Raw genomic sequence first — 23035 nt, 5'->3', positions numbered from 1 at the left:
TCGCCAGGGTCCGCCAGATGGTCTGCCACCCGCGCCCGCGTGTTCTGTAGAAGTGCAGCCCCCGGCTCGGTGCCGGTACCGCATTCCCCAGGGTGCGGACACCGGATCCGGGGCCCTCGGGCCCCGGTCACCGGGCCGGGAGCGGCACCGCAACTCGTCGGCGCACGAAGGGATCAGTCTCACCCATGTACGCAGCATCGTCCGCCGTGAGCGCCCCGAACCGGCCGTACCGTCCGCAGCCCCCGGGCAGCGGGCCGTACCTCGACCCCTCCCAGTCTCCGGGGGCGGTCTCCGGCCTGACCGGCGGACGGAACCGGCGGACGCAAGGGGGAGGCGCCCAACCGCTCAGCGGGAGACTCGACTTGTCCGGCCCCCAGGGCGCCCAGCTGCGCGCCGCGGTCGCCTCCGTGCACCGCATCTGCCCCGAGTTCCACCCGGTCCAGGTGCTCCGCCGCACCGGCAGGTCCGTCCTGCTGGTGGGCACCACCGGCCGCACGACCGCGGTCGCCAAGTGTTTACTGGACCACTCCCCAGCGTGGGCCGAGCGGTTCCGGCACGAAATAGCTGCATATCGGGCCTTCGTACGCCACCGCCCGCCGGTGCGCGTACCGAGGCTGGTCGCCGCGGACCCCGACAACTGCACCCTGGTCGTCGAGCGGATGCCCGGCCGGGTCGCCTCCCTCCAACGGCATCCGACCGAAGCACCGCCCCGCGCGGACGTACGGGCCGCGCTCGGCGCGATCTGCCGGGTCAACCTCTGGCGGCCGCCGGCCGGGATGTTCGACGCGCCGCTGGACTACGGGAACCGCATCGGCCGCTTCCACGACCTCGGCCTGCTGACCGACCGGGACCTGGGCGACTTGCAGAAGCTGCTGCACGGTCTGGCCCACACCCAGGGCCAGTTCTGTCACGGTGACGCGCTGCTGAACAACGTCCTGCTCTCCCCCGCCGGCCCGGTGCTGCTCGACTGGGACAGCGCCGGCTGGTACCTGCCGGGCTACGACCTCGCGACCCTGTGGTCGGTGCTCGGCGACGCCCCCGTGGCGCGCCGCCAGATCAGCCAGCTCGCGCAGGCCGCCGGACCGGCCGCGCGGGACGCCTTCCTGGTCAATCTGATGCTGGTGCTCACCCGCGAAATACGGCGTTACGAGACCGCCGTGCAGCGCACCATGCGCGAGCCCACGCCGGCGGGCGCGCCGGGGCCGGGACACCCCGGCGCGCCGGCGGCGGGTGAGGAGCAGCGGCTGCTGCTGCGCCGGCTGCACGACGACTGCCAGATGGCGCGGCGTGCGGTACGGGCGGCGGTCGGCACCCGCTGATCCGCAAGGGGGGTATATGAGCGGCACGCCGTTTCGGGGCGTGCCGCTCATGTGTGTGCGGGCGGCGTCGCATCCTCTCGTACGGGGTTCCGGAGCACGAGCTGACATGCGAGGCCCCTGGAGCGAACGGTGATTGACGGATCGTCGGCCAGGCGATAGCTGTATTCGGGTCCCGTTCCGCGCACGGCCGTATGCACACCATCCGGCAGACGCCCCGGCTCGCCCCGGTCGGCCACAGGAGGCTGCATTGCGAGGATCCGACGAGAGAAGCACCCCCCGTTCCAGAGCGCGCAGGGCCGCCACCGCCGTCGCGGCGGCGGCCCTGTTGCTGCCCCTGGTCTCGGCCGCCCCGTCCGCCCCGGCCGGGCAGCCCCGCGCCGCGGCGGTGCAGCCGGACACCGGCGCCCTCCAGCAGGCCTTCGCCGACGCCGCCGGGCAGTACGGCGTGCCACGGAACGTGCTGCTGGCCGTCGCGTACCTGGAGTCGCGCTGGGACGGGCACGGCGGTGCGCCCAGCGTGTCCGGCGGCTACGGCCCGATGCATCTGACCGACGCCCGTACAGCGCTGGCCGAGCGGCCGCACCACGGTGAGGGCGACGAGGACCCGCGCGGCGACGAGTCCCGCGCCCGCAAGCGGGTGCACGCGCAGCCGCCGGCCGCCGGCGCGCTGCCCGCCCGGCTGCGCACCCTGGAGCGGGCGGCGCGGCTGACCGGGCTGCCGGCCGAGCGGCTGCGCCGGGACCCGGCGGCCAATCTCCGCGGCGGCGCGGCACTGCTGGCCGCGGAGCAGCGCCGCCTCGGGCCGCTCTCCGCCGATCCGGCCCGGTGGTACGGGGCCGTGGCGCGCTATTCGGGCGCGGACGACGTCCGGACCGCGGCGGGCTTCGCGGACGACGTGTACGACGTCCTGCGGCAGGGCCGGACCCGTACGACCGACGCGGGCCAGCGGGTGTCGCTGCCCGCCTCCCCCGGACTGACGCCGGACCGGGCCCAGCTCGGGCACCTGGGGCTGCGGTCCGCCGCGGCGCCGGCGGGCGGGGCCCGGCCCGAGTGCCCGCGGACGGTCTCCTGCATCTCCGTGCCGGCGCCGTACGAGGAGTTCGGCGACGGTGACTACGGCAACCACGACAAGGCGGACCGGCCGCGGGACCAGCGGGTGGACGCCATCGTCATCCACGACACCGAGGGGTCGTGGGAGACGACGCTGAAGCTCATCAAGGACCCGGCGTATGTGTCCTGGCACTACACGATCCGGTCCGCGGACGGGCTGATCGCCCAGCACGTGCCGACGAAGGACGTCGCCTGGCACGCGGGGAACTGGTACGTGAACGCGCACTCCGTGGGGATCGAGCACGAAGGTTTCCTCGCGGCCCCGGACGCCTGGTACACCGAAGCGATGTACCGCGCCTCGGCGCGGCTGGTGCGCTATCTGGCGCGCAAGTACGACCTGCCGCTGGACCGGCAGCACATCATCGGCCACGACAACGTGCCGGGCACCACGCCCGCCACCATCAAGGGCATGCACACCGACCCCGGCCCGTACTGGGACTGGGCGCACTACTTCCGACTGCTGGGCAAGCCGTTCGTGCGGACCGCCGGGCCCCGGGGCGGGCTGGTCACCATCCGTCCCGACTACGACCGTCACCGGCCCGTCTACACCGACTGCGCGAAGCCGGGGCAGCCCTGCGCGCCGCACGGCTCGACCGCGGTCCGGCTGCACACGGAGCCGAGCGGGAGCGCCCCGCTGGTCCGGGACATCGGGCTGCGGCCGGACGGCAGCCCCTCGACGACCGGCGTCAACGACACCGGCGCCCGCGCCACCACCGGTCAGCGGTACGCGGTCGCCGAGCGCCGGGGCGAGTGGACCGCCATCTGGTACCTCGGCCAGAAGGCGTGGTTCCACAACCCGGCGGAGCGGCCCACCGCGGTCGACGCCAAGGGGCTGGTGATCACCCCGAAGGCCGGCCGGGCGGACATCCCCGTCTACGGCCGGGCGTACCCGGAGCCGTCCGCCTACCCGGCGGGCGTTCCCGTGCAGGCCGTCACCCCGCTGCCGTACAAGCTCCTGGCGGGCCAGCGGTACGCCATCGGCAACCGCGTCCGCGGCGAGTACTTCTACGCCCCGACGTACGACCTGTCCCGGCACGCGGTCGTCCGCGGCCAGGACGTCTACTACGAGATCCAGGTGGGACACCGGGTGGGGTACGTACGGGCGGCGGACGTCGACGTACGGCCGTCGAACCGGTAGCGGGCACGGCGCCCGGCGCACGGGCCGGGCGCCGGGCCCCGCTCGGCGCTCAGCGGCTTCGCCCGTCCGTCAGTCCCACGCGTTGAAGAGGACCCCGCCCACCGTGGTGACGCCGTGGTGGCGCACTTGACGCCATTCCCCCTCGGTGAGCGCCAAGGCGTCCAGGACGGAGAGCGGTGTGCCGAGCTGCTCACCGCTCAGGACCTCGAAGCCCGCGTCGCGGAGGGGGCGGGCCCAGGGCGGCGGCGCGAGGAACTCCTCTCCGGACCAGTGCGGGCGTTGCGGTGCGAAGGCGATCCACGGGTGGTGGGCGTGGCACAGGACGACGTGCTCACCCGTGGAGCCGGTGACCGTTGCACTGTGGAAGGTCAGCGGATACGCGCGTTCCCGTACCTCGCCCACGGTGCCCCGGGCGAGGCGGGCGGCGGCGTACAGCGCGGTGCGGAACGTCCGGACGTCGGTCTCCGGGAGCGGGCCGTCCTTCGGCCGGCAGAAGCCCGTCGCTCCCCGTGGCAGCGTCGGCCCGGTCTCGGCACGGAAGACAACGGGTCCTGCCGGGCGCGGGCTCATCCCTGCTGGAACATCTCCGCCGGGAGCGGCTTCAGGAGGGCGTACAGGTCGTCGGTGATGGGGCGGTCCCAGCTGGCGATGGTGACCAGGACGCCGTCGCTGCGGTCGAACTGCGCGCAGGAGATCCGGCCCTCGGAGCACTTGATGCGCTTGACGATCAGCAGGTTGTCGTCGTGCATGACCGGGGTGTCCTCGGTCTCGACGACGGTGACCGGCTCGTCGTTGCCGAGCGCGGCGAGCAGCTGGGCCACCTCGAAGGGCACCTGGCCGTCGGCGAGGTCGCGCGCCGGGGAGCCCTCCGGGAGGTTGCCGATGATCATCGCGGGGCCGCGGCCGCCGAACAGGTCGTAGCGCAGGAATACTCCCTGGCAGCTGCCGTCGGGGGCGGGCAGCAGCCCGGCCCCGAGATTGCCGGGCCAGTCCCCGGGGTCCATGGCGAGGACGTCGAAGTCAGGCCCGGCGGGCGTGGCTGCGCTGCGGCGGCGGAGGAAGGACATACCGCCATCGTACGTGGCCGCCGGCGGGCGGCGGGCCCGGCGTCAACCCGGTGGCGGCCCGTCCGGCGTGGTGGCCGGGCTGCCCGTCTCCAGGAGCCGCGGCAGCCCCGTGTAGTCCGTGCCCATCTTGCGGCAGACGCTGGACAGCAGGCGGGTGACGACCGTCTCCGGGGTGGCCAGCTCCTCGGCGATGCGGCCGGTGGACCAGCCCAGCGCGAGCCGTTCGGCCGCCACCCGCTCCTGCGCGGTGAGCGCGTCGGTGCCGGTGCTGTGCAGCTGGAGCGGGCGCAGGCCGGCCGCGGACAGCTCGTCGCGGGCGCGTTCCGCCAGGGCGTCGGCGCCGCAGTGGACCGCACCCTCCAGCCCGCGGTACAGGCGCTCGGCGGCGTCCTGCGGGAGACCGGCCCGGCGCAGGGCGGCTCCGTGGTCGACCAGCGCCTCGGCGAGGGCGTACCCGGCGGGTGAGTGCTCCAGCTCCCGTACGGCCTCGGCGAGCAGCTTCAGGGCCCGGCCGCCGCCGATCACGGTGGCGGCGCAGTGCAGCGCCTCGCCGACCGCCGTGGCGGTGCCGAACCTGCGGGCGCGGCGGACGCCTTCCTCGGCCAGCCGGACGGCGTGCGGGCTGTCGGTGAGCGCGGTGGCGCGGGCGAGGTGCAGCTGCCAGGGGCACCAGGCGGGGTTGCGCATGCCGCGGGCTTCCAGCCGCTTGCCGACCGCCTTCAGGTGGTGCTCGGCGTGCCGGTGCAGGCCGCGGGCCAGCAGCAGTTCGCTGTAGACGGTGCGGGAGTCGGGATAGACCACGGCGTTGGGCACCATGTCGCCGTAGTTGAAGTGGTCGGCGAGTTCCTGGGCCTCCTGGACGCGGCCGCGGGCCAGCAGGATCTCGATGAGGATGCCGATGGCGTACCACTGGGCGGGTACCGCGCCGTCGACCCGCTCGGCGATCCGCAGCCCTTCGCGGACCAGTGCCTCGGCCTCGGCCAGCGCGCCGCGGCGGTAGCGGATGTAGCCGAGCAGGGCGTGACCGAAGGCCAGGTGGGTGCCGCGCCAGCCCTTGCGCTCGCACTCGGCCATGCCGCGGGTGAACAGTTCCTCGGCGCGGCCGGGCTGGTCGCAGTACATGAACGTCATGGCGACGGCGACCGGGACCTCGAAGCCGCGGTTGTCCTCCGTCCAGCTCAGCCCGCCGACCAGGGCGGCTTCGGCGTAGCGCAGGGCGGTGGCGGCGGGCTCGCCGTGCACCACGCAGTCCCAGGCGCGCAGGCCCAGGATGTAGCGCTCGGCGAGGCCGTCGCCGGTCAGGTGGTCGGCGAGCCGGGCCAGCCTGCGGGAGCGGGCGGCGGAGTCCGGTTCGTCGGCGCGGAAGGCGCTCCACACGAAGTTCTCGGCCTGCATGCGCAGCCGGGTGGCGGGCAGGTTGGTGCGCCGGGCCTCCTCGGCGGCCAGCGCCGCGGCCTCGGCCACCTGGTCGGTGTGGGCCAGCGCCTGGGCCAGCCGGTAGGTGATGGCCTCGCGCAGCTCGGGTTCGACGTCCGGCTCGGCCAGCGCTTCGCGCAGGTAGTTGACGGTGGCCTCGGGCGCGGCGAGGAAGGTGGCGGCGCCCAGTTCGAACAGGACGGCGGCGCGGTCCCCGGGCGAGGGCGGCTCGCGCAGGGCGCGGGTCAGGACGCGGCGGGCGGCGTCGGGCGCTCCGGCGCGGACGAACTCCTGCGCGGCCTGGCGCAGCCGCTGGACGACCCAGTCGTCACCCTCGCAGGGCACCTCCAGCAGGTGCCGCGCGGCGACCGTCGGACCGAGACCGGCTTCCACCACCGCTTCGGCGGCCATGTTGTGCATGCCGACGCGCAGCGCGGTGGGGATCGCCCGGTGGACGGCGGTGGCGATCAGCGGGTGGGCGAACTGCAGGAGGCCGTCCGGGCCGTCGTCCGGCGCCAGGATGCGGGCCTCGCGCAGCTGGGCGACGGCGTCCGCGGTGGCCTCGCTGCCCAGCGCGGCCACAGCGGAGGTGATCCCGGAAGTGGCCGAGGTACCCAGGACGGCGACCGCCCAGGCGAGGCGGACGGCGGCGCCGCCGAGCCGGTCCAGCCGCTCGACCAGGCCCTTGCCCTTGACCGCCGAGCCCAGTTCGCGCAGCGCGGACAGGTCGTCCCGGCGGCCCGTGAGGCCGCGTTCGCGGAGTCCGGCGGCGAGCTCCACGGCCTCGAAGGGGTTGCCGTCGGTGACCGCCCAGCACTCGGTGCAGAACTTGTCCTCGGCCCCGTCGCCGACCGCGGCCCGGATGATGCTGGTGACCGCGTCGCACGTGAGCGGGGCGAGGTCGAAGGGCCGGGTGGCGTGGCGTTCGGCGAGCTTGCGGAAGGCGGCGGCGCTGCGCGGCAGTTCGTCCGGCCGGTAGGCGGCCACCACGAGCATCGGCAGGTCCTCGGCCCGCGGTGCGAAGGCGGTGAGCCAGCTCAGCGACTCCTGGTCGGCCCACTGCGCGTCGTCCAGGACCAGCACGGTGGGCTTCTGCTGCACGGCCAGGCGGGTGACCAGCCAGTCCAGGCCGTCGCGTACGCCGGTGGGATCGGGCGAGCTGCCGCCCGCGTCGGCCACCAGACCGAGGGCCGGGGCGACGATGTCGTACCAACTGCCCAGAACCGTGCGGGAGGTGGCTTCGTCGTACCCGGCCAGGACCGGCTGCACGAGCTGGCGTACGACGTGGAAGGCCATGCCGTGCTCCTGCTCGCAGCCGCGGGCGGAGAGCACGGTGCAGCCGCGGGCCGCGGCCCGGGCGCGGACCTCGGCGAGCAGCGCCGTCTTGCCCATGCCGGGCGACCCGGCGAAGGTGAGCAGGCCGCCGCGCTGGGCGGCCACCGGGCCGCCCGACGTCCCGCAGAGCCGGGACAACGCCAGCTCCGCGGCGCCGAGTTCGGCGTTCCGTTCGAGCAGCTCCTGCCGCACGTCACGTACGTGCTCCCACCCGTTGGCCATGTCCGGATCCGTTCGCCGCGCTGGGTTCTCCCGCCCGCCGCGAGTGCGGGCCCGTCCGGCCGCACTCTGCCTGCGATAGCGCCGAGCGTACGCCCATACGGACCCGCGGTAACCAGGATGAGTGACATGCTGCACACGGCGGACCGAACCGTGTTACGCGCGCCCGCACGTAGCCGTTCCGGCGCGTCCGATCCACCCGTAAGCAGCAACTCTTACGGGTGAATCGGTCGCGCGCAGGGGCAGTTGCGCCGCCTCCGGCACGGGTCAGCGGTGCACCGGCGCGAGCGCCCCTTCGGCCCGCAGCCGGTCCAGGAGGTTGCGGGCGGCCCGCTCACCCGAGCACACGCTGCTGTTGGTGGTCGAGTGCCCCAGGTAGTCGCCGCCGGCCAGCTGGACGCGGCCGTGGGCGTCGAATCCGGCCGCGAACCGGGCGATGGCGCGGTAGTCCCCCGGCCGCCGGCCGATCAGGCAGGGCGAGACGCGCCAGATGTGGGTCATCGTGGTGTGGCGCTCCAGCTCGGGCAGGATGCCCAGCCGCCGGACGCCCGCCAGCACGTGGTCCACCACCTTGTCGTCCCCCAGGTCCCAGTTGCGGTCGGACCACGCGCCGCGCAGGTGCGTCATCACCAGCCCGGTCCCCTGCGGTACGCGCTGCGGCGAGAGGTTGTGCTCCAGGACGAAGGCGCAGAGGTCGGGGTGTTCGACGCGGGAGGCCTGCACCAGCATCGCCCGCTCCCGGGTGGGGCGGTCGAGCCCGAAGGCGACGTGGACGCTGCGGGCGTACGGCGCGTCGTTCAGGAACTCCCGCTGTTCGGCGTCCAGTTGCCCGTATACCTGGGGCACCTGGGGCGGTGGTACGGCCAGGACGCAGGCCGCCGCCCGCTCGATGCGCTCCGGCTCGCCCGGCCGGTGCCAGGTGACGGCCACGTCGTCCCCGCGGTCCTCGACCGAGGTGACCCGGGCACGGTGTTCGACCGGGAGCTGCCGGGCCAGCCCCTTGGGCAGGAAGCCGACGCCCTCCCGGGAGGTGAAGAAGCCGCCGCCGCACAGGATCACGTCGATGAAGACGAACGGCATCGCGGCGGAGACCTCTTCGGGCTCGCCCAGGCACAGCCCGGAGACGAGCGGGTCGAGCAGGTACTCCAGCGTTTCGGGCCGCAGGCCGCGGCGGGTGGCGTACTGGGTGACGGACTCGAAGTCGGCCGCGGCCATCGGGGACATGTCGTGCGGCGTCAGCAACGGGCGCACCCGCCGGTAGTCGCGCAGCAGCTTGGCGACGTCACCGAGGGGGAAGCTGGTCAGCAGGCCGCCGGTGGCGAGCTGCCGGCGCGATCCCAGGCGTACCCGGCGGACCTCCCCGTCGCGCACCAGCCCGAACAGGTCGGAGCCGGGCACCACCTCGCCCGCCAGGCCGGCCGCGGCGATGAGCCGGATCAGTTCGCGATAGCTGTGGATGAGGATGGTCGCCGCCCGGTTGACGGCGAATCCCGAGACGTGGACGGTGGCCATCCGGCCGCCCGCCAGTTCGGGCGCGGCCTCGTCCAGGACGACGGTCTCGCAGCCGGCCCGCTGGAGCCGGAAGGCCGCGGACAGGCCGGCGATACCGCCGCCCACCACGACGACACGGGGCTGTGCACTCACACCGGTTCACCCTTCCTGCCGGTACCGGGCCGGGCGGCGCGGGTCGCGCCGGCGCCGGTACCGAGACGTTCCGACAATCCGACAAGACGAGGGGCCGAGGGGCCCGCCGGGAACGGGCCCCTCGGGGATCGTGGGCGAGGAGGCGTCACCGCCGCCTCACACCGCGGCGCTCAGCTGGTCCCACCACCACGCGACCGGGCGCAGCGGCAGCGGTTCGAGGCTCCCATCACTGGGCGAGTCCGCCCAGTCGCCGAACGCGGACGCCGGATCGGGGGCGGCGGCCGGATCGTCCCGGTAGCGCGGGCTGACGGCGCTGTAGTCCAGGTTGCCCCGGATGAAGTGGTCCAGCTGGCCGAGGTAGCACCGCACCTCCGGGGTGGCCCGGACGGCGGTCTGTTCCCGCAGGGCGACGTACAGGCACATCAGCCGGTCGTGCAGGGCCGCCGCCCGGACCATGGCCTCCTGGGGCGGCACCCGCAGCGCGTGCTCCAGGACGCCGACGAGGTTGGACTCCAGGGACTGCTCCTTGACCTCGCGGTGGTACGAGTAGACGTCGTTGGCGAAGGTGACCAGGGCCGACGCGATCTGCGTCAGGGCTCGTATTCGGGGAGTCTCCGCCTCCTCGTTGGGCAGTGAGGTGCCCTCCGCCATCTCGATGACCGCGATGGACGCCTTGGTGCCGCGGTCCCGGGGGCCGATGACGAAGTACTCCTCCAGGCTCGGCACGGTGCCCGAGGCCCGCTGGCCCATGCCGACGCACGCGGCGAGGAACCATTCGGCGACGCCGTCGATCCAGCGCCGTACGACCGTGCCGGTGGCGTGCCGCCGGTAGCGGTACGAGACCTCGCCGAAGGCCGCGGTGTAGGGGTCGACCGCTCGGTCCTCGGTGGTCTCGGGGTGGTCGGCCCCGTGGATCACCTGGACGGCCATCGGGAGGAAACGTTCCGGGTGCCGGCTGAAGAGTCCGCCGTCCAGGTAGACGTCGTCCAGCAGCAGGCCCAGGCAGGACCAGTCGGCGCCGATCTGCAGCAGGCCGCTGCTGCCGTCGGGGGCGATCCGGCACGCCCACTCGGCGGTGCGATTGGCCAGTACCTGGGCGTGGTGGAAGTCGTTGTCGCAGAACCCGAACCGCGCCATCCAGTCCACCACACGCCGCTCGATGCCGGCGGTCTCGTGGTGCGGCGCCGCCGGGACGGGGCAGTACAGCTGGGGGACGACGACGGCGGCGCGCGCCACCGTGGCGGCGTCCGCATCGTGCTCCGGGCCGGCCCCCGTCGGACCCTGGGCCCGGTGGGCGGCGGGCAGCTCGGATTCCGGGACGCCATAGCCTGTTGCCTGCATGGTTCTCTCTCCATGTTCACGGTGCTTCAGATGGCACGGCCGGTGCTGCGCCGCCCGGTCCGCGGCGTGGCTCGCAGACCATGGGCAGCGGGCCCGGGCTCAGCACGGCCGCCGGGACCGGTCGTACGGTCCTGGCGGACGGCGGGCGCAGGCGCCAGCGCGCGGCGATGGCGGCAAGGGCGAGCACGGCTTCGGTCATCGCGAAGTGGTCGCCGATGCACTTGCGGTTGCCGGCGGCGAACGGGAGCATCGCACCGCTCGGAACGCTCCCCGCGCGTTCCGGCAACCACCGGTCGGGGTCGAACCGTTGGGGGTCGGGGAAGGCCACCGGGTCCTGGTGGAGCACGTACGCGCTGTACAGGACGGTGCTTCCCGGTGCCAGCCGGTGGCCGGCCAGCGTGGTCTCGGTGGTGGTCACACGGGTCAGGGCCCAGCCGGGCGGATACATGCGCAGCGCTTCGGTGACCACGCGCCGGGCGTGGCCGAGCCGGGGCAGGTCGCCGGGGGCGGGCGGGCGGCCGGCGAGCACCGAGTCCACCTCGGCGTGCAGCCGGCGTTCTTCCTCGGGGTGGGCCGCCAGGAGGTGGAGCGTCCAGGCGAGGGCCAGCGCCGTGGTCTCGATCCCGGCCACGAGGAAGGTCATCAACTGGTCGTGGGCCTCTTGGTCGGTGAGCGGTTCCTGGGCGTGGCGTGCCTCCTGGGAGGTGGGCGGGGCCGTGCGGTGCGGGCATTCCGGGGCGGGGCCGTCGGCGGGGCGACCGCCCGGTTCGGGGGCGCCGTCGTCGGTGGCCTGGAGGAGGGTGGCCAGCAGGTCGTCGTGCCGGGCAGGGCCGGCGCGGCGTTCGGCGATGATGCCGTCGATGATGTGGTGCAGCCGGGCGAGGGCCCGGTCGAAGCGGCGGTTGCCGGGGGTGGGCAGCTTGTAGAGCGGGCCGAGCGGGACGACCGCGCGCAGCAGGACGCCGCGCATGACGGTCGCCAGGCACGCGCGGACCTCGGCCGCGATGCCCGGGGCGAGGGAGGTGGACATCAGCACGCCGGTGGTCACCCGGGCCGAGAGGTCCAGCATCGCGTCGGTGACGTCCAGCGTCCGGCCGGGCCGCCACTGCGCGACGGCCGTGGTGATCTCGTCGCTCATCACCGCGGCGTAGTCGGCGATCCGGGACGGGCGGAAGCAGGGCTGGGCCAGCCGGCGCTGCCTGCGGTGCGCGTCCTGGGAGCAGGTGACCAGGCCGTTGCCGAGCACCATGCGCATCGTGTCGTAGAGCGGACCGCCCTTGTCGTACGTACGCGGGTCCATGAGGATCTGCTGCACCAGCGCCGGGTCGCAGGCCAGCCACACGCGCTGCGGTCCCAGGCGGACGGCGACCAGGTCGCCGTGGGCGGGCAGCGAGGCGAGGAAGTCGAGCGGGCGCCGCCACAGCGGGAGCGCGTGCCCCAGCAGCGGCAGGCCGCCGGGCGCCGTCGACACGGTCCAGGTGTCCGGGGCGGCGGCCGCGGGGCCGCGCGGTGCGCGCACGCCCGCCTCACCACGTATTCCCATCGGGAACCACCTCGTTCGGCCGGGGTTCCGGGCCGCCGCGGGACGGCGTCCGGGAACGGGAGGGACAGATAGGTGAATCGGACCATTACCTACCCGGGCCGCCCTGCCGGTCCCATGGACATACTTTCTTGAGGGGGCGCGTCGGAGTGGGTTTCAGCTCACCGGAGTGCATACGCTGAAACGGTCCGCCGCGCGCCGGAGCCGCTCCCTTCTGGGCAGTAACGTTCCGCTTCCGAGGTGGGCGCCCTGGGGCGGACAACCGTTCGCGCGGGAGCGGCGGCCCACCGTGGCCGTCCGCGGCAAACCCGCCGTCCGGTGCCGTGGTGACGTACCGCGGGTACCGGTGGTATAGGCCCCGCCCCGGTGGGCGGTGCCCGGTACGGCCCGCCGGCACCGCTCAGCGCGGTGCGGGGGACCGTCCGCGCACCGGGCTGATTTTTCCACCTTTCCGATCACCGCCTCTTCGTACCCTCCACCTCTTCTTGAGTTCATTAGGGCCGGGTACCCGTCCCTTTGTGTCGGGCCTTTTCGTTCCGCATGTATGCCTGACACTCCTGTGGATCAGCCGGCACGACGTCTCGGCCGGCGCTTCTTCAAGCCCGTTGGCATCTCCGACTCCCCCGCAACCGACCGGCCGGCGGCCGAGACGGAATGCGAAAGGGAATACTTCCGCCCGGAACTCTCCGCGGATCTGCTGGACCGCCTCGGCGCGGAACTCGACCGGATCAAGGCGGCCCTGTGGTCGCAGCACACGGACGCCGAGTACGGCCCGGGGCCCCGGCGGTGCTGAGGGCGGCCCGCGCCGCCTGACCGACCAGGGCCCCGACGCCGCCGCCCAGCTCGCAGGGAAGTTGCCGTGTACGATCCCCCCACCCTCCACCTGCTGATGCCGTCCACCGCGGACGGGTACCGGATCCCCGCCCAAGTCACCACCGAGCCCGACCTGACCGCCGCCTTCGGCCTCGCCGACGGGCCGCTCTTCCGCGACCAGCCGGCCCACGAGAGCCTGGCCGACGCCTACTGCCACGACGCGGCGCCGATGATCGTCCCCGACGACCTCGACGCCGAGCTGGCCCAGCTCCTGGACACCGCAGAACAGCCGCCCGTCGTCGAAGCGTTGCCGGCCACCGAGCCGCACAGCCACCGCAAGCCGTCCTTCCTGCACGCCGGCCGCGCCGGCAAGGAGCGCGGCTCGCGGTCCTGGCAGCGCATCCTCAGCCTGGTCACCGTCACCCTCACGTCCGTGATCGTGGTGGCGGTCGGCCTGCTCGCCGCGGTGGCGTCCTACCCGCCGCTGCGGGCACTGGCCGGCGAGGCCACGTCGCCGCGCATCGCCCAGCTGTGGCCGCTGCTGGTCTACGGACCGTGGATGGCCGCCATCCTGTCCATCCTGCGGGCCCGCACCCACCGGCGCCGCACCGCCCACTCGTGGTGCGTGGTGATCTTCTTCGCCGCCGTCGCCACGGTGCTGTGCATCGCCAAAGCCCCCACCACCCCGGCGGGCATCACGGTGGCGGGCCTGCCGCCGGTGACCGTGCTGCTCTGTTTCCACCAGCTCATCCGCCAGCTCGAACCCGCCCCTTCGGCCGCGCCCGCCACCCGGCACGCGTACTCGAACCGCGGCGCGCACCGCCACCGTTCCGGCCGCTGAGGCCCGGTGCCGGACGCCCCGGCGGCCGTTCCGTACGGGACGGCCGCCGGGGAACGGCACCTCGGTTTCCACTTTTCCCGGCCCGTTCCGCTTTCCGGTGCCACAGCGCTCGGGCGGTGGGCGAATACCCGCGCTCCGCGGGCCGTCGATTTTCCGGAAATACCGTGTCCGTATGAGCCGCTGATCTCCTGGGCAGTGCGCCCCCGGAGCCGTTCCGGCCCGCACGGAAGCGTCCGGGACGTTTTCCGGCGGCGGATTGCGGACGTATACCGAGCGTTCGCCACGGCACACCCCCGCATGCGCCCGGCTGTCCGGAGGAAATTCCGCAGCAGAAACGTTGCTTGCCCTCGGTGAGCGTATCCGGGAATTCCATTCTTCGTTGGTGGAGGTGTGAGGTGGCCTTGCGTCCCTGCCCCCGACGAAGGAGTGAGTAGCGATGGCCGTGAGCTGGGCGAAAAGGATCGCCGTCACGGAGCCCGCCCCGAAACCCGTCCGTTACGCCCGCTACCTGGCCCCCCATTGGCAGGGGCTGCTCCGGGTGGACAGCGAGAACGGGATCGGCATCGTTCCGGCGGTCGCTTTCTTCGGCGTGCTGGGCTCGGTCCTCTTCGGCGCGGGCGGCGCGGGCGTGGCGCTGCTGGTCGGCGCCGCCCTGGAGCGCGATCACATGGCGCGCGCCTGGGTGACGTTCGACCTGGTGGCGGCCGTGACGCTGTCCGTCTCGTACTGGCTCGTCGCCCGGTACGGCCTGCGGTTCTACGACACCGATCCGGCCACCAACGACCTGTGGCGGATGATCACCGTCGCCAACACCGCCTGGCGGTCGCTGCCCCGGGCGCACCGCACGGCCCAGAAGCCCCGGCTGCGCGCGGTGAACACCGCCGCCCGCATCCTGCTGGCCGACCCGGAGGACACCCGCACCCACCAGATGCTCCACGCCCACGCGGACGTCCTGCGGCACCTGGCCACCACCGTCCTGGCGGATCCGCACCAGGGCCAGCCCGCGGAGCCCCCCGCCGCCGCGTACGCGACCCGTGCCGCCGATCCGTGCGGGCGCACCGAGCACGGCGTCCCGCTGCCGGCCCCGCTGGAACGGGCCCCGTCCATCCCCAACCAGCAGTGATCCGGGGGCGACGGCGCCCATGGCGCGGGTGCCGGCCGCCATCGCGGCGTGCTGTTCCGGTCGTTGCTGATGCGGGCGGCCGGATCGGCGGGGCGCGGCCCGCGGGGGATCCGGCCTCGTGGGCGGTGCGGAGGCGGGCCGGACCCGGGACCTGACCTTGGCCGGGTCTGATGGCCGTACCGTCGCGCCCCGGGGAGCGGGCTCCTAGGGTGGGACGCCGGAATCGGAAATATTTCCGTCCGTTCCCAGGAGGTTCCCGTGAGCGTCAGCGCCAAGGGCACGTACCTGATCAAGAACGCGAACAGCGGTCTGTATCTGACCGTCAAAGGCCACACCAAACAGACCCCCGCGGACATCGTCCAGGAGCGGCTGCTGGACTGGCCGCAGCGGGCGGCCCAGGCGTGGCGGCTGGAGTCCGCGCCGGGCGGCGAGCGCACCTTCCGGATCCAGAACCAGCACAGCGGCGGGTACCTCCAGGTCCGCAGGTGCAGCAAGGACAAGGGCGCGCACCTGGTCCAGGAGCACCTGGAGGAGAACACCCCGGCGTACCGGAGCCAGTCGTGGCAGCTGGCCGACGAGGAGCCGTACCGGATCGCCAACCTGCACAGCGGTCTGTGGGTGAACGTGCGGGACCACTCCGCCGCCGCCGGCGCGGCGGTCGAGCAGGCGACGGAGAGCACGGGCACCTACCGCACCGCCGAGCAGTGGACCTTCGAGCCGGTCGAGCCGCAAGGCGGCGACAAGGTCTTCGACGCGCTCTCCGGGGTCCTGGTGGAGCCGGGCGGCGGCATCATCTCCACCGTGGCCCATGTCTTCAAGGCGTCGCTGGAAGCCGCCGGCGGGGTCTTCGGCACCGTCGCCAAGTACGTGCCGGGCGACATCACGCCGTTCGTACGGTTCGCGGGCTTCCGCGGTGACGAGGTCATCCGGTTCTCCTCGCGCAACCGTGTCGAGTCGGGCCCGCGCAAGATCAGTACGCAGTTCCCGCACCTGCCCAAGGAGTTCCACGGCGGTTTCGACTTCGTCACCCGGGCCCCGCGGCGCGGCGAATGGACGTATCTGGGGATCAAGGGCGATCTGACCGTCGCCTTCTCCGACAAGGGCAACCGCGGCATCGACCGGACCGAGGAGTACTTCCCGTCCCGGGAGCTGGCGCCGTACGGCCGGGTCCTGGAGGCGGCGCCCGCCCGCCCCGACGACTCGCAGTACCTGCTGTTCTGCGAGCAGGCCACGGTGCTGATCGACGGCCGGTTCCGCGCGCAGGACATCCGCGAGGTGCAGCCGATGCCGCTGGGCCAGCTGCCCAAGGGCTGGCAGACTCCGGACGCGGTCGCCTCCGCCACGGTGGGCGACGAGGTCCACTTCTTCGCCACCAAGGGCACCGAGTACACCGTCTTCACCCTGCGCGACCTCGTCCAGGGGCCCGCGCCGGTCCTCAACGCCTATCCGTTCCTGCTGGGGCTGTGGGCGTAACGGGCCTGCCGCGCACGGCCGGGTGGCCGGCGGCCGACGCCGCCCGGCCACCCGGTTCCGCGCCCCCGTCCGCGAACGTGTCTCCTGTCGTGCCTTAGCCTGCGGACATGGCGAACGCTCCCGGCTCCGTACAGGTGATCAACCACTGGAAGGCGGGCCTGCGTTCGGTGCCCGCCGAGGTGTGGGAACGGACCGGGCTACGGGTGCTGATCCTCGCCGACAACGAATTGACCACGCTCGCGCCCGAGATCGGCAGGCTGCGCGCGCTGCACACGCTCGACCTCGGTCACAACGCCCTGACGCGGCTACCCGACCAGATCGGCGACCTCACCGGACTCACTCGCTGCCTCTACCTGCACGACAACCGCCTCACCGCTCTCCCCGCCCCCCTCGGCAGGCTGGACCGGCTCGGCTATCTCAACATCGGCGAGAACCCGCTCGGCAGGCTGCCGGGCTCCCTCGGCGACATGGCCGGCCTGCACGAACTACGCGCCCAGCACGCTGCCCTGACGGAACTCCCGGCCACCGTCGGCCGGCTGGCGCGCCTGCGCGAGCTGTGGCTGCGCGGCAACCACCTGACGGGGCTGCCCGCCACCATGAGCGGCCTCCGGACTCTGCGAGAGCTGGAGCTGCGGGAGAACGCTCTGGCCGAGATACCGGACGCCCTGCGCGGGCTTCCGCTTCTGCGCCGCCTCGACCTGCGCGGCAACGAACTGCGCGACGTACCGCCCTGGCTGGCCGACATGCCGACCCTGGAGAAGCTGGACCTGCGCTGGAACGCCGTGGACCACGACGCGACGCCGCTGCGTACCCTGCGGCAACGTGGCTGCATCGTCCTGACCTGAGTCCCACGCCCCTCACTTGGGATCAGGTGAGGTCGAACTCACCATCACGCGCGCCGAGGACGAACCCGCGCCATTCGGCCGGGGTGAACACCAGCGCGGGCACCTCCGGGGTACGCCGGTTGCGCATGGCGATCCAGCCCTCGACGAAGGCAACCTGGACGTCCCCCATCCCCTGGCTGCTCGACTGCCACGCAGCACCCGTCAGATCCAACTGCGGCCTGGCCCCGTCCACGACCCGCTGTTCGATGATGCCTTCGGTCACGTCGCTGCTCCTCCCGGTACGTCCGGTTCGGCCTGCGCGGTCAGCCTAGTCACCGTGACCGGTGGCGGACAGGGCGCGGCGCCGCGGAGACACCCGTTGGGAACTCCGCCACGACCTAGCCACCGCCAGAATGAGGTGGGAGAGCTGGGGACGCTGCGCGTCAGCTCTGCGGCTGTACCGAACGGTGACAGTCCGGTCCTCGTCCCTTGTACGGATTGGCGGCGTCCAGCGGTCTTCCTTCGATGGAGTACCGGTACGTGCAGAAGGGATAGGTGACCAGGATGTCGTGCGACTCCGGAATGGACTCGCGCCAGTACTCGATCGGCCCCGGGGGGACGTAGAGCCAGGTCCTGTTCGGAGTGTGGCTCTCCGTGGGCCCGCGAACGGGTCTACCGCTCCGGTGACTCGTCTCGATGTCAGGAGGAGAAAAAGCCGGCTTCGCGTCCGCCGATTCCTGGATGCGATACCACGCGGGCGCCTCCTGGGCCGGCGCGATGTCCACGGTGTGAACGGGAAGTCGAGCGGATCCCGTGCGGCCTCCCTGAGGGCGACCTCGATGGCGAGGTCGGTGAGCTCGCTCCGCATCTGTTGCCGGAACACGCGGATCTGCTCGGTGAGGAACGCGTCCACCGCGGCTCGCACGCCGCCCTCTCCCCGGCCGGCGGAACCCGTGATCACAGGACCGAAGTCCAGTACGGCGGCCAAGGCCATGATGCGTCCGGGAGCCCAACCCTGACGTGTCTGCCCCGCCACGTTCACCGAAAGGGAAATGGGCCGCAGACCCGCCCCGAACGCACCGATCGCCTCGGGAGTCGCTATCTGCTTTCCGCGGGCGATGTCCTTGACACCGAGGTTGCCGTGGTGACCGGGCTTCGCCACGACGTCGAGAGCGGGAAGTTACCGAAATCCGTCGTCAAATAGCATTCCAGCGTGTGCAGCCGAACGCGTACGAAGAAGCTGGGCACGGGATTGCTCCTGGCCAGGGATATATGGCACCCCTGACGGGCCTCTTCCGCCCCCCGGGTGGCGGGTGTCCCTCTTCATATGCTCCTTTCCGGTGTCCCAGGCGGCAACCCGGGCCCTTCATCCCACGGCGCCCACGGAAACAGCCACAGAACGGTCCGCTCCCGGGCGGTGGCCGCGCGGACCACCGCGACGGGGTATTCCCCGCGAGCCCGGCCCTTGAGGGAGGACACAAGCGTTACGGGTGGGGAGTCGTGATCACTGCCGGGGGATGTCGGCGGGGGCGGAGGGCCGGGGGCCGGCGGCGCGGCGGAGCCGGTTGGCGATCGCCAGTCCCAGCCCCTCCTCCACGGGCAAGGACGCGATGATGAGGTCGCATCCCCGCTGGTCGAGTTCGCGCAGGAACCCGTACAGCCCGCGCGCGTAGGCGGCCATGGAACCGGGGACCGCCACCACGGCGTGCGCCTTCACCTCGGCGTCGGTGAGGGGTCGGGGCAGAAAGACGCCTACCTGGTGCCCCAGCTCCTGCGCGAGCTCCGCTTCGGCGACGACCTTCTCGGGCTCGACGAGCACGACCCGCGCCCGCGGCGCGTAGTGGGACGGATGCTGGCCCGGCACCCGAACGCGGCTGGTCGCAGGCACCGCGAGCGGGCGTCCCAGCACCGCTTCGAGGTCCTCGCGCGTCACCCCGCCGGGCCGCAGGACGCTCGGGGTGCCGCCCGTGACATCGACGATGGTCGACTCGACGCCGACCTCGCAGGAGCCGCCGTCCAGCACGAAGTCGACCCCATCGCCGAGCTCGGCGCGGACGTGGTCCGCCGTGGTGGGGCTGACCGAGCCGAAGCGGTTGGCGGACGGGGCCGTGACACCGCCGCCGAAGGCCGACAGCAGCGCCAGCGCGACGGGGTGGTCGGGCACGCGCACGGCCACCGTCTCCAGGCCGCCCGTCGCTTCGAGGGGCACCCGGCGACTGCGCCGCAGGACCAGCGTCATCGGCCCCGGCCAGAAGCGCTCGGCCAACTCGCGCGCCGTTACGGGCACGTCCTCGACCCAGTCGTCCAGCTGCTCCGCGCCGCCCAGGTGGACGATCAGCGGGTGGGAGGTCGGACGCCCCTTGACCTGGAAGATGCGCCCGACGGCGGCGGGATCCTCGGCGTTGGCACCCAGGCCGTAGACGGTTTCGGTCGGGAAGGCCACCAGACCTCCGCCACGCAGCACACCGGCTGCCTTTTCGATGTCACTGGTTCTTGCCATCACCTCACAATCCTCTCACTGTCCCCGCTCTCCACATCAGGACGGCGCCGTTTGTAGGTCTGCCGGTCGAAGGGGGTGGGCGGGCGGCCCTGCCAGATCTGGCGGGAAGCTTGCTCGGGGTAGGGGGAGGTCTTCGATGCGGCGCCCAGGACGCGGGTGAGCTGCTGCTCGGGCCGGTAGGCGGGCCACCCGGGTTCCCCGGTGGTGGCGAACCGGACCCACGCCTGGCGGAGTTCCTGCGACACCGCGACGGCCTCGGGGGCCGGCGGGTCGCCGAGGACCTGCTTGCCGACGGGGCTGTCCATCGTGCCGAACGCCAGGGGGACATCGAGGCTGTGGCAGGCGCCCAGCGCCCCTCCGTGCGCCGGGGAGGCGAGGCGCAGCTCGAAGAGGAACGAGCTGCCGCCGGCTGCGGCGTTCGCCTCGGCCAGCAGGAGCGACGGCATCCGGAAGACGGCATCGGAGTACACCGTTTCCAGCAGTTCTTCCGGGGTGGCCCGCGGGTGGGCGGCGCGGTACGCCTCCGGGCCGTCCGGTGCCGGGGCGAGCAGGTCCAGGGCGGTGCGGGCGTCCTCGTCGGTGAACGTGCCCCGCCGCCCGGTCATGACGCTGAACAGCCGGAATTCGTCCCGGGTGTGGCCGGCGAGAAGGTCGATGCCGCTCGCACGGCCACTGGACAATGCGCTCCAGGGCGTTTCGCGGAGGACTTCGCCGTCGACCACGGGGCATACGGCGACACCGATACGGGCGAGCCGTCCCCAGCGCTGCTCGTAGCGAGGAAGGTCAACGGACAGCGAGGCGACCTCTTCGGCCAGGCGTTGCGGGGTGATGTCGCGCAGGGCCGCGACGGTGGGCACGGTGCCGAGCCGGTCCGCGAGCACGGCGCCGACCTCTTGCGCGAGTGCGCGGGTGCAGTGGCAGCCCGGCACCGAGTGGGTGATGGCCCGCTGGAACAGGGAGCGCACCGGCTTCATCGTCAGCAGGGCGGCGACCGACCCTGCCCCGGCGGACTGCCCGGCCACGGTGACCCGGCCCGGGTCCCCGCCGAACGCGGCGATGTTCCGCTGCACCCACTCCAGCGCCGAGATCTGGTCGAGGAGACCCCGGTTGGGCGGTGCGCCTTCGATCAGGGCGAAACCCTCCGCCCCCACCCGGTAGTTGATGCTCACCACGACGAGCCCCGCAGCGGCCAGTGCCGCCGGGTCGTACATCGGGTCGCTGGAGTCCGCCGTCACGTACGCGCCCCCGGGGATCCACACCAGCACCGGCAGCCCCGCCGCACCCGGGTCCGGGGTGCAGACGTTGAGCGTCAGCCAGTCGGTGCCCGCCGATGCCCCCGCGGCGTACGGCTTGGAGTGGGGGACGGACTGCGGCGCCACGGGGCCGAACTCCGCCGCCTGCCGTGTCCCGTCCCAAGGGCGGAGCGGGGCGGGTGCGGCGAACCGGAGCGCTCCCACCGGCGGCCGGGCGTACGGGATGCCGCGGAACACCGCGTGGCCCTGGTGGTGGCGGCCCTCGACCAGGCCCTCCGCCGTCCGCACACATGGCTGTCCGGACATGTCGTGTCCCCTCCCCGATCGCCCCTCCGAAGGTCTCCAGCGTTATCGGCCAACTGTATTATGTCAACTGTATGAGAACGGAGGTAGGCTACGGGGGCCGAGAAGGAGAGTCACGGAGAGGCCGACGATGCCGAAGCAGGTGGACCACCGCGAACGCCGCGAGACGATCGCCCGGGCGCTGTGGCGGGTGGTCGAGCGGCGCGGCGCGGTGCATCTGACGATGCGCGAGGTCGCGCAGGAGGCCGGCCTCTCCCACGGGGCGGTGCAGCACTACTTCGCCTCCCGCGAGGCGATGCTCGCCTTCGCGATGGACTTCGCGGCCGAGCAGACCGCCCTGCGCGTCGGCCGGGGCGTCCAGGAGCTCGGGGAACGGCCGCATCCCCGCGACGTGCTCCGGGTGATGCTCACCGAGATGCTCCCTTTGCACGCCGATGCCCGCGCGACCAGCCGGATGAGCGCGGCCTACGTTCTGGAGGCGCTGCACGACGAGAGCGTGCACGCACGGGCGCGCGACGGGATGTTCCAAGGCCGCGCCCTGGTGGAGCAGCTGATCCGGCAGGCTGTCGCCGACGGGCACATCAGCCCCGACCGCGACCCGGCAATCGAGACCAACCTGCTCCTCGCGCTCACCGGCTTCGCTCCCCTCATCGAACTGGACGTGACCAGCCCCCAGGAGGCTCTCACCGCTGTCGACCAGCACCTGGACAGGCTGTTCACCTGAGACGAACTGTCTGCCGGGAGGGGCCGAGCCGTCATGGGGCCGCGCTTCCCAGGGCCGTTTCCCTCACCGTCGCGCCGTGCCGCGGCTGTGCCTGACGAAGCTGGTCGCGGCGAGCGGCCCAAAACCACGTGCATCCTGCGCGCAGACCTGCTGGGATCGTTCGCCATGAATGTCCATGGTTTCAACGAAGCCGTCTTGACGGACAGGGTGGACAGGATGGAGCGGAATCTGGCGGAACACGCCTGTCACCTGCACCGGAACATGACCGGCGCGACCGTCACGGAAGCCGGTGACCTCCTGGTCGCCGACAGCGGCCTGGACGACGACACCTTCAACATCGTCGCCGCGGCCCGCTTCACCGCCACCACCGCCACGGCACGTATCACCGAAACCGCCCGGGCGCTGGCCGGTACCGGCCGCCGCTTCTCCTGGTGGGTGGGGCCCGCATCGACGCCACCGGACCTCAGCGCCCGCCTGACGGCGGCCGGCCTGCCGGTATCCGAACGCGAGACGGCCATGTGGGCCGAGCTGGACGACACCCTGCCGCGGCCTGCCGCCCAAGGACTGGACATCCAAGCGGTGGGCACGCCCGCACAACTCGCCGACTACGCCACCGTGCTCGCTGCGAACTGGAGCCCGCCCGCCGACACCGTCCGCCGCTTCTTCGCTCAGGCCGCCCCCCAAGCACTGGCCGCGCATTCTCCGGCCCGTTACCTGGTTGGATACGTAGACGGCCAACCGGTCTGTTCCGCCGAAGTGTTTCATCACGCGGGAGTTGCCGGGATCTACAACATCTCCACCCTGGCCGCCCACCGCCGACGCGGTTACGGCGGTGCCATCACGCTCGCCGCACTCCACACGGCCCGCGACCGGAACCACCGCATCGCGGTCTTGCAGGCGTCCACCGACGGCGAGCCCGTCTACCGCCGCCTGGGTTTCCATTCCTGCGGCCAGTTCACCGAACACGCCATCAACGCCTGAACGCCACACCAGTCGGCCTGTCAGATTGTTTTCGCGCTCCCGCGCCCCCGCGCGTCAACAGGCCGCTCACC

18 protein-coding genes are annotated in these 23035 nt (G+C 72.9%); 9 read left to right on the top strand and 9 right to left on the bottom strand.

Annotation, left to right across the window (positions count from 1 at the left end):
- The first annotated feature begins 185 nt into the window (after positions 1-185).
- On the top strand, positions 186-1319 hold the full coding sequence (locus tag ACH4FX_RS13580; protein ID WP_398478325.1) for an aminoglycoside phosphotransferase family protein: 1134 nt from the start codon (positions 186-188) through the stop codon (positions 1317-1319).
- Positions 1320-1566: 247 nt separating this feature from the next.
- The gene (locus ACH4FX_RS13575) at positions 1567-3567 is read left to right on the top strand and encodes an N-acetylmuramoyl-L-alanine amidase (protein WP_398478323.1); all 2001 of its coding nucleotides are present in this window, start codon (positions 1567-1569) and stop codon (positions 3565-3567) included.
- A 69-nt stretch (positions 3568-3636) separates the two neighbouring features.
- On the opposite strand, the gene ACH4FX_RS13570 is transcribed toward ACH4FX_RS13575, so the two are convergent.
- The 6 genes from ACH4FX_RS13570 to ACH4FX_RS13545 form a co-directional block, all read right to left on the bottom strand.
- Positions 3637-4137 (bottom strand): hypothetical protein, encoded by a 501-nt coding sequence (locus tag ACH4FX_RS13570; protein ID WP_398478322.1) that lies wholly within the window; start codon positions 4135-4137, stop codon positions 3637-3639.
- Positions 4134-4634 carry a hypothetical protein gene (locus ACH4FX_RS13565; RefSeq protein ID WP_365844847.1) on the bottom strand — a complete coding sequence of 167 codons (501 nt, stop codon included), beginning with the start codon at positions 4632-4634 and terminating at the stop codon, positions 4134-4136. The genes ACH4FX_RS13570 and ACH4FX_RS13565 overlap by 4 nt, the downstream gene beginning before the upstream one ends.
- Positions 4635-4676: 42 nt before the next feature.
- Positions 4677-7607, bottom strand: coding sequence for an ATP-binding protein (locus ACH4FX_RS13560; protein ID WP_398478320.1), 2931 nt, complete (start codon positions 7605-7607; stop codon positions 4677-4679).
- 264 nt (positions 7608-7871) lie between these two features.
- Positions 7872-9248: a protoporphyrinogen/coproporphyrinogen oxidase gene (locus ACH4FX_RS13555; RefSeq protein WP_398478318.1), complete on the bottom strand. Its 1377-nt coding sequence runs from the start codon at positions 9246-9248 to the stop codon at positions 7872-7874.
- A gap of 156 nt (positions 9249-9404) precedes the next feature.
- Positions 9405-10589: a terpene synthase family protein gene (locus ACH4FX_RS13550; RefSeq protein WP_398478316.1), complete on the bottom strand. Its 1185-nt coding sequence runs from the start codon at positions 10587-10589 to the stop codon at positions 9405-9407.
- A 16-nt stretch (positions 10590-10605) separates the two neighbouring features.
- Positions 10606-12132 carry a cytochrome P450 gene (locus ACH4FX_RS13545; protein WP_398478314.1) on the bottom strand — a complete coding sequence of 509 codons (1527 nt, stop codon included), beginning with the start codon at positions 12130-12132 and terminating at the stop codon, positions 10606-10608.
- A 541-nt stretch (positions 12133-12673) separates the two neighbouring features.
- Here ACH4FX_RS13545 and ACH4FX_RS13540 point away from each other — a divergent pair.
- From ACH4FX_RS13540 to ACH4FX_RS13520, 5 genes are all read left to right on the top strand, one after another.
- Positions 12674-12922: a hypothetical protein gene (locus ACH4FX_RS13540; RefSeq protein ID WP_398478312.1), complete on the top strand. Its 249-nt coding sequence runs from the start codon at positions 12674-12676 to the stop codon at positions 12920-12922.
- Positions 12923-12988: 66 nt separating this feature from the next.
- Complete coding sequence (locus ACH4FX_RS13535) at positions 12989-13783, top strand: DUF2637 domain-containing protein (RefSeq protein WP_398478310.1); 795 nt, start codon at positions 12989-12991, stop codon at positions 13781-13783.
- Between the two features lie 436 nt (positions 13784-14219).
- Positions 14220-14906 (top strand): hypothetical protein, encoded by a 687-nt coding sequence (locus ACH4FX_RS13530; protein ID WP_398478308.1) that lies wholly within the window; start codon positions 14220-14222, stop codon positions 14904-14906.
- A gap of 258 nt (positions 14907-15164) precedes the next feature.
- Entirely contained in the window at positions 15165-16379 is a 1215-nt protein-coding gene (locus ACH4FX_RS13525; RefSeq protein ID WP_398478306.1) for an RICIN domain-containing protein, read from the top strand.
- A 107-nt stretch (positions 16380-16486) separates the two neighbouring features.
- On the top strand, positions 16487-17224 hold the full coding sequence (locus tag ACH4FX_RS13520) for a leucine-rich repeat domain-containing protein (RefSeq protein WP_398478304.1): 738 nt from the start codon (positions 16487-16489) through the stop codon (positions 17222-17224).
- A 22-nt stretch (positions 17225-17246) separates the two neighbouring features.
- Here the strand turns inward: ACH4FX_RS13520 and ACH4FX_RS13515 are convergent, their stop codons facing one another.
- The 3 genes from ACH4FX_RS13515 to ACH4FX_RS13505 form a co-directional block, all read right to left on the bottom strand.
- The gene (locus tag ACH4FX_RS13515) at positions 17247-17486 is read right to left on the bottom strand and encodes a DUF397 domain-containing protein (protein ID WP_398478302.1); all 240 of its coding nucleotides are present in this window, start codon (positions 17484-17486) and stop codon (positions 17247-17249) included.
- 1221 nt (positions 17487-18707) lie between these two features.
- On the bottom strand, positions 18708-19703 hold the full coding sequence (locus tag ACH4FX_RS13510; protein ID WP_398478300.1) for an L-threonylcarbamoyladenylate synthase: 996 nt from the start codon (positions 19701-19703) through the stop codon (positions 18708-18710).
- The gene (locus ACH4FX_RS13505) at positions 19703-21262 is read right to left on the bottom strand and encodes a carboxylesterase/lipase family protein (protein ID WP_398478298.1); all 1560 of its coding nucleotides are present in this window, start codon (positions 21260-21262) and stop codon (positions 19703-19705) included. Before ACH4FX_RS13505 ends, ACH4FX_RS13510 begins: the two co-directional genes overlap by 1 nt.
- 127 nt (positions 21263-21389) lie before the next feature.
- On the opposite strand from ACH4FX_RS13505, the gene ACH4FX_RS13500 reads away from it, so the two are divergent.
- The gene (locus tag ACH4FX_RS13500; RefSeq protein ID WP_398478296.1) at positions 21390-21983 is read left to right on the top strand and encodes a TetR/AcrR family transcriptional regulator; all 594 of its coding nucleotides are present in this window, start codon (positions 21390-21392) and stop codon (positions 21981-21983) included.
- 216 nt (positions 21984-22199) lie between these two features.
- Positions 22200-22964: a GNAT family N-acetyltransferase gene (locus ACH4FX_RS13495; protein ID WP_398478424.1), complete on the top strand. Its 765-nt coding sequence runs from the start codon at positions 22200-22202 to the stop codon at positions 22962-22964.
- Positions 22965-23035 lie beyond the last annotated feature (71 nt).

This window comes from Streptomyces sp. NPDC018019, from assembly GCF_044327805.1.
Classification (GTDB): Bacteria; Actinomycetota; Actinomycetes; order Streptomycetales; family Streptomycetaceae; genus Streptomyces.
The sequence above is the reverse complement of the archived record's forward strand: the minus strand, read 5'-3'. Positions and strand labels throughout refer to the sequence as shown.